The organism is Pseudoalteromonas sp. ATL1 (genome assembly GCF_058933015.1).
On record NZ_JBZYXL010000002.1, the window covers coordinates 589,957 to 608,271 of the forward strand.

At 43.0% G+C, this 18,315-nt stretch carries 13 protein-coding genes and 1 pseudogene; 4 read left to right on the forward strand and 10 right to left on the reverse strand.

All coding sequences use genetic code 11. The annotated features are described in order from the left end of the window. The first annotated feature begins 209 nt into the window (after positions 1–209). From AC5FX4_RS20695 to AC5FX4_RS20705, 3 genes are all read left to right on the forward strand, one after another. Positions 210–2,168 (forward strand): ATP-dependent nuclease, encoded by a 1,959-nt coding sequence (locus AC5FX4_RS20695; RefSeq protein WP_493608309.1) that lies wholly within the window; start codon positions 210–212, stop codon positions 2,166–2,168. An 8-nt stretch (positions 2,169–2,176) separates the two neighbouring features. Further along, positions 2,177–4,081, forward strand: a complete 1,905-nt coding sequence (locus AC5FX4_RS20700; protein ID WP_493608310.1) for a UvrD-helicase domain-containing protein — start codon at positions 2,177–2,179, stop codon at positions 4,079–4,081. Between the two features lie 719 nt (positions 4,082–4,800). Next, positions 4,801–5,613, forward strand: a complete 813-nt coding sequence (locus AC5FX4_RS20705; RefSeq protein WP_493608311.1) for a reverse transcriptase family protein — start codon at positions 4,801–4,803, stop codon at positions 5,611–5,613. A gap of 243 nt (positions 5,614–5,856) precedes the next feature. On the opposite strand, the pseudogene AC5FX4_RS20710 reads toward AC5FX4_RS20705, so the two are convergent. From AC5FX4_RS20710 to AC5FX4_RS20735, 6 genes and pseudogenes are all read right to left on the reverse strand, one after another. After that, positions 5,857–5,979: pseudogene (locus tag AC5FX4_RS20710) on the reverse strand (IS3-like element ISAma2 family transposase); the annotation flags it as partial. A gap of 9 nt (positions 5,980–5,988) precedes the next feature. Continuing rightward, positions 5,989–6,873: a PhzF family phenazine biosynthesis protein gene (locus AC5FX4_RS20715; RefSeq protein ID WP_493608312.1), complete on the reverse strand. Its 885-nt coding sequence runs from the start codon at positions 6,871–6,873 to the stop codon at positions 5,989–5,991. Between the two features lie 140 nt (positions 6,874–7,013). Beyond that, on the reverse strand, positions 7,014–7,271 hold the full coding sequence (locus AC5FX4_RS20720; RefSeq protein ID WP_493608313.1) for a hypothetical protein: 258 nt from the start codon (positions 7,269–7,271) through the stop codon (positions 7,014–7,016). Between the two features lie 117 nt (positions 7,272–7,388). Then, a complete protein-coding gene (locus tag AC5FX4_RS20725) occupies positions 7,389–8,504 on the reverse strand; it encodes an ATP-binding protein (protein ID WP_493608314.1) in 1,116 nt (371 codons plus the stop codon). A 218-nt stretch (positions 8,505–8,722) separates the two neighbouring features. Continuing rightward, on the reverse strand, positions 8,723–9,292 hold the full coding sequence (locus AC5FX4_RS20730) for a flagellar basal body FlgE domain-containing protein (RefSeq protein WP_493608315.1): 570 nt from the start codon (positions 9,290–9,292) through the stop codon (positions 8,723–8,725). A 259-nt stretch (positions 9,293–9,551) separates the two neighbouring features. After that, on the reverse strand, positions 9,552–12,473 hold the full coding sequence (locus AC5FX4_RS20735) for a LamG domain-containing protein (RefSeq protein WP_493608316.1): 2,922 nt from the start codon (positions 12,471–12,473) through the stop codon (positions 9,552–9,554). A gap of 393 nt (positions 12,474–12,866) precedes the next feature. Between AC5FX4_RS20735 and AC5FX4_RS20740 the strand changes: the two genes are divergently transcribed. After that, entirely contained in the window at positions 12,867–13,679 is an 813-nt protein-coding gene (locus AC5FX4_RS20740) for an alpha/beta hydrolase (protein WP_493608317.1), read from the forward strand. A 104-nt stretch (positions 13,680–13,783) separates the two neighbouring features. Here AC5FX4_RS20740 and AC5FX4_RS20745 read toward each other — a convergent pair whose 3' ends face one another. The 4 genes from AC5FX4_RS20745 to AC5FX4_RS20760 form a co-directional block, all read right to left on the reverse strand. Then, entirely contained in the window at positions 13,784–14,341 is a 558-nt protein-coding gene (locus AC5FX4_RS20745; RefSeq protein WP_493608769.1) for a GNAT family N-acetyltransferase, read from the reverse strand. 60 nt (positions 14,342–14,401) lie between these two features. Further along, positions 14,402–14,779, reverse strand: coding sequence for a VOC family protein (locus AC5FX4_RS20750; RefSeq protein WP_493608318.1), 378 nt, complete (start codon positions 14,777–14,779; stop codon positions 14,402–14,404). Positions 14,780–14,852: 73 nt separating this feature from the next. Beyond that, positions 14,853–15,950, reverse strand: a complete 1,098-nt coding sequence (locus AC5FX4_RS20755) for an ISAs1 family transposase (RefSeq protein ID WP_493608319.1) — start codon at positions 15,948–15,950, stop codon at positions 14,853–14,855. A 116-nt stretch (positions 15,951–16,066) separates the two neighbouring features. Further along, a complete protein-coding gene (locus tag AC5FX4_RS20760) occupies positions 16,067–18,082 on the reverse strand; it encodes a methyl-accepting chemotaxis protein (RefSeq protein ID WP_493608320.1) in 2,016 nt (671 codons plus the stop codon). Positions 18,083–18,315: the final 233 nt, after the last annotated feature.

Genomic DNA, 18,315 nt, shown 5'->3' on the forward strand with positions numbered 1-18,315 from the left:
CGTAGAGTCTGGAAACAGCTGTCAGGGGTATAACCAACCTGATAACACTACTTAGAAGCGACTTCAACGTTACTCTTATTACGGTCCCCCAAGGTGGTCGTTTTTGATCCAGTAACCGATCCGCGATAACATGGCCGTGCTTTGTCAGTTGAAAGTTTACAATAGAAGCCCCATCCAAATTTGTGGATATTTAGAAGAGGGAACCTGCTGTGCATATTGAGAGAATAATCCTACAGAACTTTAGAAGCTTTGGACCAGAAGGTCAGAGCATAGCTGTCGATCCGGATTTAACCACCCTGGTTGGAGCAAATGGTGCTGGGAAAACGGTCTTGATGCAGGCTTTGCAACGAATGTTCGGCATATCCAACGAGCAGCGGACGATCCGTCGTCAGGATTTTCATATTCCCTCTTTGGAAGCAGAAATACCAAGTAAGCGAACTCTCACGCTTGAAGCCATTGTCGCTTTCCCTGAACTGAATGATGAAGACGGAGATCACTCCGTAATACCAGACTTCTTTCACCATATGAGCGTTACAGATGAGGGCGGCAAATTGAAGTGCCGTTTGCGCTTGGACGCGGAATGGGAAGATGATGGCTCAATAGATGGTTACATTACGAGCCAGTTCCGCGCGGTTACGACATGGGGTGAGCCTGAAGAGAGTGATTTTTGCAACGTGCGTCCAGCGGATCGCTCTCGAATCCAATTGATCTACGTACCAGCCACACGATGCGCAGTTTCCCAGGTATCAGCCTTTCTGAAAGGTCGGCTTTGGAAAGCTATTAACTGGTCAGAACAAGTTCGATCATCTTTTACTCAAAAGGCTACAGAGCTGAATGAATCCTTTGAGGGTGAAAATGCGATTAGTACCGTGACTGGAAAGCTCACAGACCGTTGGCAGGAGCTGCATTCTGCTGGAACTGATAGTACACCGAAGTTTCGTCCGGTCGACCTACGTTTTGAAGAGTTTGTTCGTAAAGTAGAGGTACTGCTGCACCCAGATGAAAGTGGTCGAGATCGAAGCATTGATGAGCTAAGTGATGGCCAAAGTTCGTTGTTTCACATCGCTATGACTTCAGCCACTCTCGATGTTGAAACCGAGATCTTAGCCCAACCAGAGAGTGACGATTTTCTTGGTGCAGACTTGCCCTTGCCCTCATTGACTATATTGGCACTTGAGGAGCCGGAGAATAACCTAGCCCCATACTATCTATCTCGAATCATAAGCCAGATCAGCAGCCTAGTGCATGGCTTAAGAGCTCAAGCAGTACTATCTAGTCATTCGCCGAGCATTCTCGCCAGGATCCAACCAACGCAAGTAAGGCACTTCAGGCTACAAACAGAATCAAACACCACTGTTGTTCGTCAACTGACTTTACCCGATGAAGAGAATGAAGCTGCAAAGTACATCCAGCAAGCGGTGAGAGCCTATCCAGAGTTGTATTTCGCTAAGGTCGTGGTTCTCGGGGAGGGGGCTTCCGAAGAGGTAATTCTTCCCGCTATATCAGAAGCGATGGGAATACCAATTGATAAGTCTTTTGTCGCCATGGTTCCATTAGGGGGCCGACATGTAAACCACATGTGGCGTTTGCTAACAGATTTACAGATCCCCTTTATCACATTACTCGATCTGGATTGGGGGCGGCACGGCGGTGGCTGGGGAAGGATTAAGAACGCAGTCGCCAAGTTAATAGAATATGGAATACCAGCTGAAAGTATTTTTACTCATGGAGTGCATGCTGACGGGGTATCTGTAAATCTGGCTGAGTTTGATACCTTCAGGCGTGATGATTATGAATTTATGAGTCGTTGGGTTAGCTATCTTCGGCAACCCCGTTTTAACGTATACTTCTCCAGCCCATTAGACATTGATTATTCGATGCTAAAAGCATTTCCCGAACAATATCGGATTGCACCCGACGAAAGCTCTACCGGTCCATCTAGTCGTGGGGAGCCTGGTCATGCCGTCATGGGCGACGAGGGAAACCCTGAATTTTATGCTGACGACCTACTTAATCTGCGCTGGTACAGATACCTGTTCTTAGGAAGAGGTAAGCCTAGCACGCACATCCGAGTGCTTGGATCTATTACGCCAGAACAGTTGGCCCAGAACGCGCCAGAAGAACTGCGAGCGTTAGTTCAGTCTATTCACGCAGCTCTTCAAAGCTAGGGGGCTAGGTGAAGTTTATTCAACCCGATCATTGGCGGCCCAAAGGGATCGACGAGCTTGAGCCAAATGCTTGGCAAGCACTATGGCGACGAGAGTCCATAAGCGTTATCGCTGGCCCAGGTGCAGGAAAGACAGAGTTTTTAGCGCAAAAAGCTGCATATTTGCTTGAGACTGGCCTATGCCCACCAAACCAAAAAATTCTAGCCATTTCATTTAAGACCGACGCTGCAAAAAATCTCGCAGATAGGGTGGAAGAACGGTCTCCAGAAGAGCTAGGTAGTCGATTTGTTTCGATGACCTTCGACGCTTTTTCTAAAAATATAGTTGACCGTTTTCGTATGGCGTTGCCACCACAGTGGAGACCAACAAAACCATATGATGTCACTTTTGCAACTCGCCAGCAGATAACCCGTTTTTTAGGTCGAGAGCGGCAAAAAAATAGTCATATCTCCGGATTGTTGAATGCTATAGCCAGAATAAACCCAATAACTTTTGAGTCTACATTTGTTGGCTCAAGGAAACTTGGTCTAGCTTCGAACGACATAGGGGAACGGACTCTTTATGATAATTGGTTAGCCGAACAAGTAAGTTGCGGAGATGAAGAACTATCACAACTGACATTCATGACAATAAATCGGCTGGCTGAATATATAATTCGTACCAATGTCCATGTGCGACGAGCTCTGAGAGCAACGTATCCATATGTCTTTGTGGATGAATTCCAAGATACGACTTATGGTCAGTATGATTTCCTGTTGTCAGCCTTCGGTTATAGTGAAACAACGGTAACGGTTGTGGGGGATTATAAGCAGAGGATCATGGGTTGGGCCGGAGCCCGAGGTGATGCGTTTCATCAGTTTGAGGCCGATTTTTCGGCACAACGATATCCGCTGTTGCTTAATCACCGCTCTTCTCCAGAACTGGTCAGGATACAACATGTTATTGCACAAACTATTGACCATGAGGTGAGAGAGGTTCAAACAAGTAACCACAGTCAGGTATCTGGTGATGCTGCTTGGATTTGTTTTAGCTGTAACGTAGATCAAGAGGCCAGCTACTTGGCGCAGTGGATTGCGAATGACATGCGAAGCAGGTCATTGAATCCAAGGGACTATTCCGTTCTGGTGCGTCAAAGACCTGAGGATTACGAAGAGCAGCTATCTTCATATTTAACTCAGTACGGGCTTTGCTTGCGAAATGAAAGTGTGAAAATAGGTAAAACTACTCTTCAAGATTTACTTGCTGAGGAGCTGACTATTTTGTTTTCTAATCTTCTACGGCTGGGACTTGGGCATCGAAATGCGCAAGTTTGGAATCAATTATCAGCAGATGTACAGCTGCTTCGTAACACACCCCCAGAAGATGAAAAAGCACTGAGACAGGTTGAACGCCGATTAGCATTATTTATTTCTGAACTCAAGGAGTTGATGCGACAATCACTTACACCTGACAATGCTCGCCTCGTTTTTGAACGAATTATTGCCTTTATTGATTTGAATGATCTTCGGAAAACATTTGCTCGTTACGCGACTGGAGATCTGCTTGAAATAAACCTAGCAGCACTTGAAGAGTTTTTTACAAACTGTGTTGATACCCAGAGTTCTTGGGGAAATTTCCTGGAAGAATTTGAAGGTACAAATCAGATTCCGCTAATGACTATTCATAAAAGCAAGGGGCTGGAATTCGATACAACTATTTTCATGGGGATCGATGATAATGCTTGGTGGTCCTATCGACCCGGCGATTCCGAAGGTCTATCGACATTTTTTGTGGCGCTGTCTCGCGCTAAACAAAGGGCTATTTTTTCCTATTGCCAGCAAAGAGGGCAAAGAACCAAGATCGCAGATTTTTATGCGTTGTTGTCGGCTGCCGGTGTTCAGGAGTATGTGATCCCACCAAGTGTGGTAGTATAATGAATTTGGTCGCCCCATTTGGGGGTAATGTAATACCTTTTCTAATTCTTTAACTGCTAATTGAGTGAAATCTGCAATTCACTTATGTCCCAAAATAAGTTAGAGAAATTTAACTCCCTAGTGTTGATTAATAGATAAACGCCCCCATAATATTACTACTTGGAAAACGGGAATAATCTCACACTATTGGGAAGCGTTAGTTTCCGTGGGGATAAAACCCTAACACTTTGCGCGCTCATCCGTTCGTCGTGTCGTCGTATTACTCGTTATGACATGTACCAATGAATGACGTGCAGGCCGTTCGGTGAGAAACGAACGGTCTTGGAATCTAGAGGGTAAAAACTGTTCTTTTCTCCCGTCCTTAAGTTACGCGTGAGACGGTGGCAATCGCCCCGGTAACTATGAGGATAACGTTATGTCTGATACAGACGACCCAAGTAAAGAAGAACAGACCCGAATGCGGCGACGTAAAGTCGTTAAACATCTAGTCAAGCCATGTAAATGGCTAACTAAACTCTTGGCTCTCTATAGATTTTATAGATGGGTTGAGGACCCGATAAGTAACTTTTTGGAGTGGCTCGTCGAGGGTGATGGCTCGGGACCTCTAGATAACTATATCGTTGGAGGAATGAGAACTGAGAACGCGGAACCGTTATCCGATAGATCAATCGCCCTTATATAAATTACAGGCAAAAAGGAAGCTAGCCGAGTTACTCGGTATGGATCTTAAAGTCTTACTGAACTTATCCGAAGACGAAAATAACTTCCGAATATTCACTATCCAAAAGAACGGAAAAGACCGAGAAGTCCAAGTCCCGAAGTCAATTTTAGAGCAAGTCCACAAGAGGCTATTTAAGCTCTTACAGCGAATAGAAACTCCTGAATACCTCCACTCAGGGATCAAGAAAAAATCTCATATAACGAACGCCAAGGCCCACGTAAAAGGCTCCGCGCTGGTCAAACTAGATATTAAGAAATATTACCCGTCGACGAAACGAGAAGCCGTCTATCATTTTTTCAGAACCTGTTTATTCTGTTCGCCTGACGTATCAAAAATACTTACAAATCTAGCTTGTGTTAATGGCCATATCCCGACGGGGAGTCCTTTAAGTCAGATCTTAGCGTTCTTTTCGTCTTTGCCGATGTTTGAAAAAATAGGCGAGTTGTCCGCTACTAATCAGATAACCTTTACGGTCTATGTTGACGACTTAACGTTTTCTGGAAAGGTTGTCCCTGGGGCTTTTATTTGGGAGGTTAAGAAGCTAATACACGGTTACGGTTATCAGTATCATAAAGAGTTCTCTAGTCCTCCCGAAAAGACCAAGCTAGTAACTGGCGTCGCAATTAACGACATAGGCTTACAAGTCCAAAATAAACACCATGAAGCGATCCACGGGTTATACGTCAAGTATATCGAAGGAACCTTAAAGCCTGAAAACAAGGCGAAGCTTCTCGGGATGTTAAGTTCCGCTTCTCAGGTTAGCGGACGTTACGAATCAATCTTTCGGCATTTATTAAGGTTGGAGAAATGATGAAAAGCTGGTTAGCCAGCTTCCTCTTGTCCAAAAATGTTCTAGTGCGTCTGTTTCTCGCTCAAAGTCGCCCTTAGAGCATTTACGTTAACTCGTTTTGGGGCATAAACGAGCTACTACCAGGGTCTGCTATTGCACTTAAGAGACGATTGCTCGCTGTTTCTAGCTTTCGATATAAACGAAGTGCCATCTTACTTTGACCGTTTGATATGCTTTTTTCTAAATTGGATGTATAACTGAACGAACCAATGGGGTCAGAGTCATTGATTTCTTAATCGCGTGGTTTTCTAGGTTGACGTCAGCGTACATCTTCTTGAGCTTGGCATTTTCTTCTTCAAGCTCTTGTTGACGCTTAACCTGTGCGCTTATATTTAGTTAAACGTCACATTGTTCTCTTGCCATCGCCCTGCCGCCAACCAGTGGCCCTGCTTTGTCATCATCATTAGATGAAACATGGATCTGTGAAGGTCTCCCCATAGCAACGCCTTGTAGAAATAAAGCTTCTTCATTGCCTAAATGGGTGTAGCGTCTCAAATAACACTGTAAGGCACCACTGGCACTGCCAGTCGCACACTCTTCGGGTATCTGCCAATGGGGCGCGAAATTTCTAGTGTATGCAGTGTGGTTGCTCTGCGTGTTACACATTTCAAACGCATGCACACTTGCTAGGTTATGCTGCTGACAAAACGCTGCCATCGCGTGTGCATTTATCACTAACTTATCCAACATATCGCTTTTCACGGGCAGTAATAGATCAGGCAAACCGGTATCAACAACCTGAATTTTCAAGTCTTGCTCAATAAAATCAACATCTGGCATTAAAAACAATGGCCTAATATCAGCAGCAGCAAACGCTTGACCAAACCGCGGCGCTCTCTGTTGCATGGTAATTTTTTGGCTCTGCTCTACTTTGACTGCAACAGGCCCTGCTTTAGTGTGTTGACGATATGTGCCAGCCTGGATTAGATTCGTACTATACAAATGGTGCGCTACAGCGAGTGTGGCATGACCACAGAAGTCGACTTCTTGTGTCGGCGTAAAAAACCTAACGCTGTATCCTTGATAACCTATATCGAATACAAAGGCCGTCTCCGACAACCCCATGTGGTGCGCAATCATTTGCATCGAACGGTCACTTAATCGTTCTGTCACCACTACGCCTGCTGGATTACCGCCTTGGCTTTGATGCACAAACGCATCCACAATATAAACGGTGGCAGATTTGTGCTTATTTGGGCTATTTTCGGAGTAACCGGCCACTGTATATCACCTTCTTGTTTTTTCTTATATTCTTGATGCGATTTTTAAGTGCTGTAGGTCGGTATAAGCTAAACGCCATCCGACTTGGAAACATTTAATATTGTTGTATACAACCAAAGTGGGTTGTCTTACTCAAGCGTTTATTTTCCTGCTCGCTCAAGCTTTCTTTGCAATAGGCTAATGCGTGCATTGAGTTGTTTAAATGTATGTTGTGAATAATAGTAATTGAGAAAAAACGCCACAAACCCCGAACACGCGACGCCAATCATAGGGTCAACAAATACCATCAGAGCCACAACTAGCGTAAAAAATGCAAAAATAAGAACAAAATGATGCATGAAACCAAATAATTTTCGGTTGTCACGCTCCACTCTTTTAATACGTGTATCTAAATCCATCGCTCAGAGGCCCTAGCTTCAACATGCTAATTTAATTACATAAATAGCAAATCAATGTACCCATTACAAATAATATTTAGTGAAATTAATACAACTATCTCACTCGCTTCAAACTTATTATTGGCTGCTTTGTGTTTCCAAGTATTTAATAAAACCCGGTGATTCAATGTAGTATTTGTCGCCGTACTGGGAGATTACCGTCATCGTTTTCAGTTTTTTGATACAGGTTTGAATGGTAGACGGCGTTACATTCATCCCCGTTGTTTGGGCCAAATACTCTACCATCTGAGCGCTATAAAGCGCGTTATTGCCTTTTTTTATTTGTCGTAATACTTCAATATCGATGTCTCTTAGACGTTTTTTCAGATTTTCAAAATCCCCGTCTTGGATCATCAAGGCTTTGATGTAATCCGCGCCTTCTTTGAGCGATGCCTGATTGGCCATTAGATAGGTGACAAGCTTCATCATCCAAAAGGGCGATTTGTCGATTTCTTCATAAAAATCATTCATCGCCAACGGGTCATACTCTAAATTGAAGTGTTTTTTCAATATGTTGCAACAATGCCGAACGAACTCTTCGTCAAGCCGTGGAAAGTCGATCATAAAGGCCGAGTCATAAAATGGCTTGTCTTTGTCTGAAAACATGGCGTTTACGCCAGAGCGGCTAGACCCCGCAAATACCACGCAAATGTCGCTGTAGGTGTCTAACGCGGTGCGCAGTGCATGCTGCACAGGTAAAAACTTATCTGAAGACGCTAAATGCTGAATTTCATCAATAATAATAATGACTTTATCACCACATTTTTTAAAGAGTGCTTCGACCAATTGGCCAATTTTAAATAACTCAGACTCACTGGGCTTGTGCGCATTTTTATCGCTAAATTCGATGGTCGCCTTGCCAAATACGTTGTTACCCACCTCGAGTTTTTTGATTTCACTCTTCGCTAAATCACTCAATTTGCCTTTTACCGATTCATTTAACGCGGTGAGCGTATTGTTCAGGGCCTGAGTGATGGCTAATGTCGGGCTGTCAGGTTCCCCCCACAAGTTGATGTACACAGGAATAAAACCATTATCGATTGCAATGGGGTACAAGTCTTTAAGCAAAAACGTGGTTTTTCCGGTTCGGCGCACATCGAGCAAGGCGATCCGACTTACGGCCCCTTGATAAACCGTTTGTAAATAAGATTCTGCTAGCGCTTTGCGTTGAAAATGCCAATTGATCTTTTTCATGATTTGTCACTCTGATATGCACCATTATGTTTGATTATGCACAGTATACATAATCAAACATAATAGACCATAAGCCTTTTATTTAAATCAAGCAACCCATTGAAAAGTATATAGATATAACTAAAAACTCACAACGTGTGCTATCACCTAAAAAGGAAAAATTAAAGCTTCGTATTTAAAGAGTAGTCGTGACAGACTACTCATGTAACGGCTAGGCGTTATCTACAACCGTTGACGTCTAACTCTTTTACTTCAAAATACGTATCAAAACTGGTTGTTTCTCCACTGTAAAAGTCGAACTCAATTTTTTGCTTGAGTCTTTGAGAGGGGATTATCACCGTATTTAAGAGGTAAGGTATTTGTCTTACAAACTGCCCATTTGCATCAAACTCTATAGACGCTTTATTAACGCCTGAGCCACCTAGTGCGCCCCCTTCAATGTTCACCAATTCACTATCGAGGCTAAAATATACATCCCATTTTAGGCTATCAACGCGCAGCAGATATGCCTGCAACAACTGCTGACTGCCGTCTCGCATACAAACATACGTTGCAGTACTTGCGTTATAACTGAAGACATCATCTGGGGTAAAATTTTGCGTGTCTAATATCGGCTCAAAACGACCTGACGGTAAATTTAAGGCCAACTTTACCTTTGATGTTCCAAAAGAGAGATTTACCGAGGAGTTATTATCTAATGTTTTTAAATCAGACACTTGCTCCGAAGATGAGCTGTCAAAGGCAACAGTAGCGGCAACCATAAATAATGGTAAGAGTAGTTTTTTCATTTCTTCATCCTTAAGTTTATTGAGCAAATCAATGACGGTCACAATCAATGAATGATTGTTCCCAAAAATAAATTTGCGGGCGAAATATAACAACTAGGAATAAGTTATACAAACAGGAAGAAACGAGAAGGTACTGACACGCGCAATGTGGGCTAATAATTATGCGTACTAATACCTAATAACGCGTAGCAAGAATGGGCAGCATCCGACCAAATAATATCAACTTGGCCAGATGCTTATAACAATGTATAGATAGCAGTTATTGATTGTAAAGTGCCTGAATATCACTGTGACTTAACGCTTTTTTGTAAAAGCGTACATCGTCTAAATCGCCCTTAAAGTGGTTTCCGATGCTTTGATTATCACCATTTCGGCGCGCGCCCAGCAAAATATCCATGCCATTGCTTGGCATAAAACCCGACATTTTTGTGCCTATTGGCTGACCATCCAAATATAAGGTAAATTCATTCTCGCTGTGATTGTTCACCAGCGCAGCAAAGTGCCATTGACCATCATCTATCGTATCGGATTCACTTCGAATGGTTCGATAAGTATCCCCTTCCAAACCAACTCTGCCATATAAAGCACCGTTACTACCGGCATATAAATAAAACTGCACCTGCTCGTTAGATTTAACTACCTTAGAGATCAACGCACCACTTTTGGTGGTTCTAAACCACAACGTGGCAGTAAAACTGTGTTGCTCAGGGTCAACATCCATCAACTCATGCGCGCCCAAGTTGACATGGTCATCGCCATCAAAGTACAGCGCGCCTTGATGTTTACCATCAACGATCCATGTTGCCCCTTCAACGTCACCATTAACACTGCTTAGCGAACCTGTATTAACTGCCGTATTGCCCGACTGCTCGTTAAGCTGCAATGTCAGTAACTCAGCGTAAGTTGGGTCAAAACTAAAAGTTGCTTCAACAACATGGTGCGCAACCACATTTTCAAAAACGTACTGCTCACTGGGTGTAACCACTTCACCATCAACTTGCAAAGCCGATACTTGATGTAAAGGCGCTGGAACGATGTCTACAACCTGTGTACCGCCGCGTACAACTGAGATTGGTCCATTCGGTAAAATGTCTCCATTGCCTTGTGAAAAGGTACTGATCCGCAGAACTTTAGGGGCAAAATTTGCTTTTACAATTTTGTACCCGGTCACCTCACATTGCCCGTTGCTTATTTGATCACACCCTTGCCAACCCAGGAAGTCATGCGTGCTATCCGCCACTGCATTCAAGGTGATAAGTTGAGTCGGAGCGAATACATGACCGCACACCGTCGGGCAATCAATACCATTTGGTGTACTCACAACCGTGCCTCCCTCATCGGCTAGCACACGCAGACTCACGTATTCCAACGCACCAATATCATAAGCGCCTTGCAAAGGGCGTGATACGTTCACTAAATCTTTTACTAGATGCGTGCTATCAATACCGTACTCAGTTGGCATATCTGTACCTGTATTCACCGCTGCGGTATCAGGCAGTAACGCATAAGGCAAAGCTTCGTTCGTTGATAACACGTTCTCTGAGGTCGTTAAGTTGTTAGCTAGTACCACGTTCCCATCAATATCCATGGGTGTACCGCTTGGTATCACTAAGTTATTGGCAACGCTGTGTGCCTCTAAATCGATACCGAAATCGACACTTTCTTTAACTGGATTAATGATGGTGTTGTTGATCACATGATGAGACTTTCCAGCATAAATTTGCTGCCAAGGAATATGTTGATTGAACTCATTGTACATTTTATGGTGGCTATCATCGGTATTAAAGCGTACTTGTATCGCGGCTTCTCTGCCATATCTAGCCCCTTTACCAACATCTTTAATAACGTTATTCGCAATCACACCACCAAGTGTGGGCGCATGAATGCCTAGCCCGAAACCGCCACTTTCCCCTCCTTCTAGGGTATTACGGTATACATCGCAGTAAACATTGCTCTGCAGGCTAATTGCACCAATTTGGTCGCGGTTTTCATTTGCGGTTGAGAAGTTGGTAACCTGGTTATTAAATATCTCGCAGCCAATGGCACTCGATTTAACGTTGATAGAATCCCAGCCTGTGCTGTCCACTGTGTTGTTGAAAATTTTTACGCCAATGAGCTGGCCCGCAATTGGCTCGTTGTAGTCACCAAAGGCAACCTGATTTTGCTTATCCGTTTGCTGATAATACTGACAAATGCGCCTTTCATTACCCCCCATGCCTGATCCCGGTAAATGAAAGGGGTCCGGGTGCTCGCTCGCTTTATACAATCGATAGCTGCCGTTTGAGCCTATGTACATGCCTTCAGTGCCAGTGTGGTGAATATAATTGTCATGAAAACTGGCATTACGGAACACCATATCCTCTTTAGAACTCGCGTCTAATTGATTAATTTCACCGTCATTGTTGTAATCATGCATATGTTCTTTTTGGTATTGCGAAACACTGTCATGCAGCACCAAGGGCTCGTTATAGGCATCATAAAATTGTGCCGTTTCGCCTTCTTTTGCATATCGCGCGGGTACTGAGCCATCAGAGCAGTTGCTAAAGGTTTTCAGGTTCAAGCCTGATTGAGTCACATGGCTCACTTCTATGTGATCAAGTTCAATATCACTGCTGCGCTTGTAGTAAGCAACGCCTTTACGAACCGTGCCTACGCGCCCATCCACTTTAAAGCCATAGACAAATGCCTCACTCCCAGAGCCTGTGATGTGCAAATACTGGCTGTTTAACACTTCAATGGCGGTATCAATATAGCCACTGCTTTGACTATTTTTGAAAACCACTTGTCCACCGGTGTTTATCACCGTAATAGGTTGTGCTTCACTGCCAGTCACATTTTCAATGCGCAATTCATTACTTGCGCCATTTTGCGCACCTTTAATACACAATATGGCCCCCGGCATCAACAGCTGGGCAGGGTTAAGTTGCTCATTCCCCTTACCTTTAACCGTGTTACTACGGCCATTCACCGTTGTACGTTCCTCGCTACCCAGCTGCACGGTGTTTGTTGCTGTACAGACAGAGGCGGTGTTCAACACGGCTTGTTTGTTATTAATCAGAAGTGCATCTGCTTTAGTAACTTGATGGGTGTGCGTCACCTTGTCGATGTTTGCCAAAGTGCCAAAAGGTAAACTAGCCAACGCCAAGCTTAAAATGGCGTTATGATATGTGTGCAAATTCATTGTGTAGTCCTTTTATATTAAAAGTGTGTAAAAAGTAAAATTACTCAACAACTTTAGATTTTTTATTCCAAAAAAACAGGAATTAAGAACAATATTAGCAACCCTCTTAAAATAAACCTATCGTTTTAATCGCTAAGAATCAGTCACTTCAAGCGTAAAATCACTTTACCTTTAGCGTAAAAACTGTGCACTTATTTATAACAATCAACACATTATGAATTTATTCATAGCACGTAAAAAGCAAATCTCAACCATTTAAAATACGAACTTTTCATTATATAAAGCCTTATCTTCATATGGTCAGTGACACATTATCACTCCCCTCAAAAGCTTTAAGATTAATCAAATTAGCAGTAGCATAAATGACCACCCGTTCGATAAGGAAAAGTATTGATGATTAGGACAACGCTCGTTTTATTCAGCATACTCATGTCTATTGCTGCAATCGCAAAAAATGATATAAAAACAACGCCGCTTGAGTTTGCCAATACATTGTCATTTGACTCTCACATACTCAAACAAAGTAGAACGGTCAATGTCTACTTACCCATCGGATACAACGAAAGTAAACAACAAACGTTTCCTGTTATTTATTTGCTAGATGGCTCAAAAGACGAGGACTTTATTCATATTGCAGGGCTTGTGCAGTTTGCCAATTTTCCTTGGTTGAAGATTTTGCCGCAAAGCATTGTGGTGGGCATTAGCAATGTCGACAGAAAACATGATTTCACCACACCCAGTAATAATGAAATTGATAAACGCGAGTTGCCCACGCATGGTGGTGCCAAGCAATTTATCCGCTTTTTAGGTGAAGAATTACAACCTTTGATTGAAAGCCGCTATCGCACCAACCAAACAAAAACCATTATAGGGCAATCATTAGGGGGGCTACTCGCCAGTGAAGTTCTCTTTAACCATACTCAACTATTTGATCACTATGTGATAGTCAGCCCTAGTTTATGGTGGGACGACGAATCGTTATTAGCCGGTAAATTTAATCCACCTAGCCTACCTCAATCAGTTTATATCGGTGTGGGCAAAGAAGGTGAGTTAATGGAACGAGTGGCCAAACAACTTCACGAAAATATTTCGCCAAAGCTTAAAGATAAAGCCCAAATCAAATTCAATTATTTTGAACAACTCGACCACGGCGACACCTTGCATTTAGCCGTATACGATGCGTTTAAAAGTATGAATTATAAATAATACTCACCATTGACATACAACTTTCGCTTGTTCACTTAGTGAGCAAGCGAAATTTCACAGCAGGCGACAAAAGACTAAGGGGTTAAGCACCTTTGAATAAGTACCTAAGCCAGTTGGCACTCAAGCTTATTAAACTCAGAGCACAATAAAGCGTATTGGTATTCATCACCCCATTCACCTTTAAAATAGATGTTTTGAATGAAATGCGCCTCTCGACGAAAGCCCAACTTTTCCAAAGTTTTATAAGAAGCCACATTGCGTACATCCGTCGTTGCAACAACTCGGTGTTTTTTAAGTTCGTTAAACAAATAGTGAAGCAAAGCGTGCGCAGACTCACTCGCAACGCCTTTACCTTGAAATGCTGGGTCGACTGTAAAACCGATTTCAACTTGCGCATCATCAATAAAATGTACTGCGAGATCACCAACTAAAGAATCTGACTCTCGATCTGCGATGGCTAATTGATACCAACATCCAACCGTACCAAAGCTTTCATAATCCGTGCCCGCGAAAAGATCTAGTGCATTTTGGTAGCTATAGTCACTCCAGCTCTGATATTTCGCCACACTGGCTTGTGCGCGATAATCGGCGAACCGCTGCAAATCCTTTTCTTCAAAGGCTCGTATTACGATATTGTTTGTTTTTAATATTGGGGGATACATCATTAATCCTTGATATAAAATGCGAATGATAGAATAAACTTAATCTGTCAGATCTGCCAATTAGGGTTTTATTAAACCTGACAGTCTATGCTCAAAAAGTTCATGGATAATATCAGATGGATCTTTAAATGCGGCATAACGTCCCCAACGATTCTCATTAGGTGTTTTGTGTACAAACTGCACGCCTTGAGCTTTAAGTTCATCAATTTTTTTGTCTAAATTATCTACGGTGAACAATAATGTCGAATTTGAGTGATAGCCGTGCGCATATGGAACCGCTGTGTCTGTGCCTTGAAACAGGATTATTTCATGTTCCCCCGCGTTTAGCTTTATACAATCTGAATACGATTCAGCTAGCTGCAAACCCAAGACTTTTGTATAAAAATCGAGTGACTCTTTGAGGTTATTAACAACCAATAATGTTGACGGGTTTTTCATGAGCAATTTCCATATATTGACAGTAGGGCCAGACTACTGGCCCCAGGGTGAGAGCATACTTCGTTAACAACCATTAACCGAAGATAAGCTCTGCCCTAAATTCATCGTCAAAACTAGCCCGAACGCATTTACCACGTATCGAATCTTTACGGCCCGTGTGCTGTTTTACCAGATTGCGAACAACCCGTCTGAATAGCGCCATATTTTCCGCAGAAATCGGCTCACCTATCTGACAGGCATCTTCTTTAAACACCACGTCCAACACCCAGTGCTGTTGGTTCTCGATGTGCCAATGATGGCGGATGGCTTTTTGCAACATCTGCGCATCTGGCTCGACAGAAGTAACATAAAAGTGCGTATCTATTTTTGTTGTTGAGCCGGACTTGTTGTGTCTTTCAACCGCAACCAGTGAAGTGAGTCCAGGCCATTTTGCTTTTATCTCTTCAGGCAGTTTATCTGCTTTCAGTGCATAAGTGATGCGCGTTTCCTGACGCCCATGACCACTGCTGACTTGTACATCTTCTGGTAAATTCTCCTCTTGGGCAAAGGCAGTTTCAAAACACGAAGTGACTGCTTTATAGAGTGTTTTCTGGTTTGCTTTAACCTGAACCAGATAATCAGACCCTCGTGAGGTAAGTTTTGATAGCGTCGCTTTCTGACAATGTAGCGCATCCAGAGTGACGATTGCATCTGAAACATCGAGCACTTCTAATAAGGCCCTAACTGCTGGGATCTCGTTGGATTTACTTTCTACGCTACGCTGATACAAAGTTAAACCAGACTCACAATCAAAAGCGGACACCAAGTGTAAGTTATCCTCACGCTTTTTACTGGCACCACGCAGGGTTTTTCCATCAAATGCAATAATTGGCTTGTCAGATTGAATTCGTTGCTCATTAACCCAACTAAACAGGGCCAAAATCAGAGAGTCCGTCTCTACTGTTTTAAGAATACGAGCAATACTATGTCGCGTTGGAATACCGTGTTTAAAGGCTCTGAACTGTCTGAGCCAAGGGAGTTTACTGTGCCCGAACACTTCAATATCTTTCCAGCCCTCACAACCGGATAAAACCGCCGAGATGATAAGAAACAAAACATCAGTAAGATCATGATGTTGATTGATAGAGGAACGCTTATCTTCAACAAGTTCAAGGTGGCTAAATAACGACATAATTAACATGTAGATAGTGGCAATGTGGGCGTTATTAGATCAGAAAAGAGGCGGGTGTTAAAGCCTTTTTACAAAATGCGATCCCGCCGTGCTACTGGCCCTAAGTTTGTCCATTATCAGATTTTAAAGTGTTGCAAACTTTGTAACAGCGCTTCACTTTCTTCTTGTAATTGACCACCAGCACTATTGGCCTTTTGCATAAGTTCAGACGTACTATGCGAAAGATCTTTGGTGGTAACGATGTTTTTAGAAACATCTTCAAGCACGGTGGATTGCTGGTGTGTTGCCGTCGCAATTTCCACTGACTGCATTTGAATTTGCTCAACCCGCGTTGTTAGCTCAGTTAATTGCTGATGAATTGCTTGCGCGTGTGTCACACTTTCTTGGGCTTGCGCGTGATTGTTCAACATCACTTCTAACACACATTTCGTATTTTCTCGTAATGCATTGATGATTGTCTGGATGTTATGTGTTGAGTCTTGGGTTTGTCTTGCCAGTGTGCGCACTTCATCAGCAACGACCGCGAAACCTCGGCCGTGTTCACCCGCACGCGCAGCTTCAATCGCAGCGTTCAGCGCAAGTAAGTTGGTTTGCTCTGCAATCTTGCCTATCACATCAAGTACTTCACCTATGCGATCACTACTGGTGTTCAGCTCACTGACCAGCGCTTCGTTTTCCTTAAAGCTGGTAGCCATGTCGTTGATCTGTTGATCGGCTTGCGTGGCTAAAAACATACTATGCTCAACCTGCTCTTTTACCTCAATGGTTGCATCACTTGATTTTTGTGCGTTACGGCTGATCTCATTCACTGCATGCGACAATTCTGTGGTTGCGGTTGCGACCATGTCTAATTGCGAGTCTTGTTCTTTAACGGCTTGCTCAGCACTCACCATCATTTGTTGCATGTTAGCACTTGACGCTGAAACGGAGTTTGACACCCGCAGGCTGTTACTCACAATGCCATTGATGTTGTTTACAAAGTCATTGAACAGGCTGGCTACCTTGCCAATCTCATCATTGCTTTTCACTTCTAAACGTTGCGTTAAGTCGCCATCGCCATTAACTATTCGGGCCATCGCATCCGCAACTTCTTGCAATGGTTTAAGGCCCATTTTAATTGACCAAGCTAATACCAATGCAATGATGATGAGTAAAACAACCGTCATTAAAATCAGTTGCCAAATCGCTCTGTTAATCGGCTCATCTATTTTTGCCTGAGGGTACAATAGCACCAAGCGCCAGCTCATCTGTGGCTCTGATATATCAACTTTCACAACCGCAGCGAGAAAGGCTTGGTTTTGCCAAGTGACTGGAAAAAATGACAAATCATCATCCAAATTGTCTAGCGCTAAAAAGCCTGAATTACCAGAAAGCAAATCAAGCTGTTTTAAAGTCCTATTTTCAGGCTCAATATGCGTGTTGGGTAACATCGTGATAAGACGACCATCGTGTTGATACAAAAATGCATGTCCAGCACCATTAAATTTTGCATTATTAGCTACTTGCTTTTGAATAGATTCTAACTTGAGGTCGATACCGGCAATGGCAATGCGACGACCACTTTGGTCGAACACAGGTTTAGAAATTGCGGCAGATACCACTTGCGTTCGACTATCTTCAAAAGGCTCATTCACCACGCCTTTGCCCTCGGCCGTGGTTAATTGCCACCATGGAATTTCTGTAATTGGGCGCGTCATCACTTTGCGCGGAATGCGTCCACTTTCGTCCCAATACTCACGGGTTTTTTCAGGACTATAAAACACACTGATAATTTCAGGCTCACTGTTTACAATGCGGCTCAGGTAGTTGTTTACAGCGTCATATTGAGGTTCTGAGTCTAATGGTGCCCATGCTTGCGTGCGGTTACTAAGCCAAGCTTGCATGGTTGACGAATCAAACGCCGTTTGCAGCACTTTATATCGGCTTACAAACAACTCTTTGACGTTACGCGCTTCGTTTTCAACTGTTCTTGCTAGTCCAGATTTAATACGCTCGGTACTCTCGGTTTGAATCCGATTAACCGCTATCACCGACAGAGTGATGAAAATAACTGACACAATTGAGCATACCGCCAAGACAAGTCGCCACGTCAGGGAAATGTTTGACTGTGCATCTCGTTGAGGTGATTTCATAAAAAGTTACCTAATACTACTTATATAAAACGAGTTTTAATTTAAATTAGGCCGCCACCAAATATTATTAATCCATTTATAAAAAGAAATAAATTATTCAATATTCAAGCGGTTAAATGATGTACCTTAAAAAGGTCTACGAAGATTGTCGCATTCAAATGTGTAGATACAAAGAATTTTCTAGAGCAATGGGTGTATTTTATGATTATTGTACTGCCGTTGAATTTTCACTA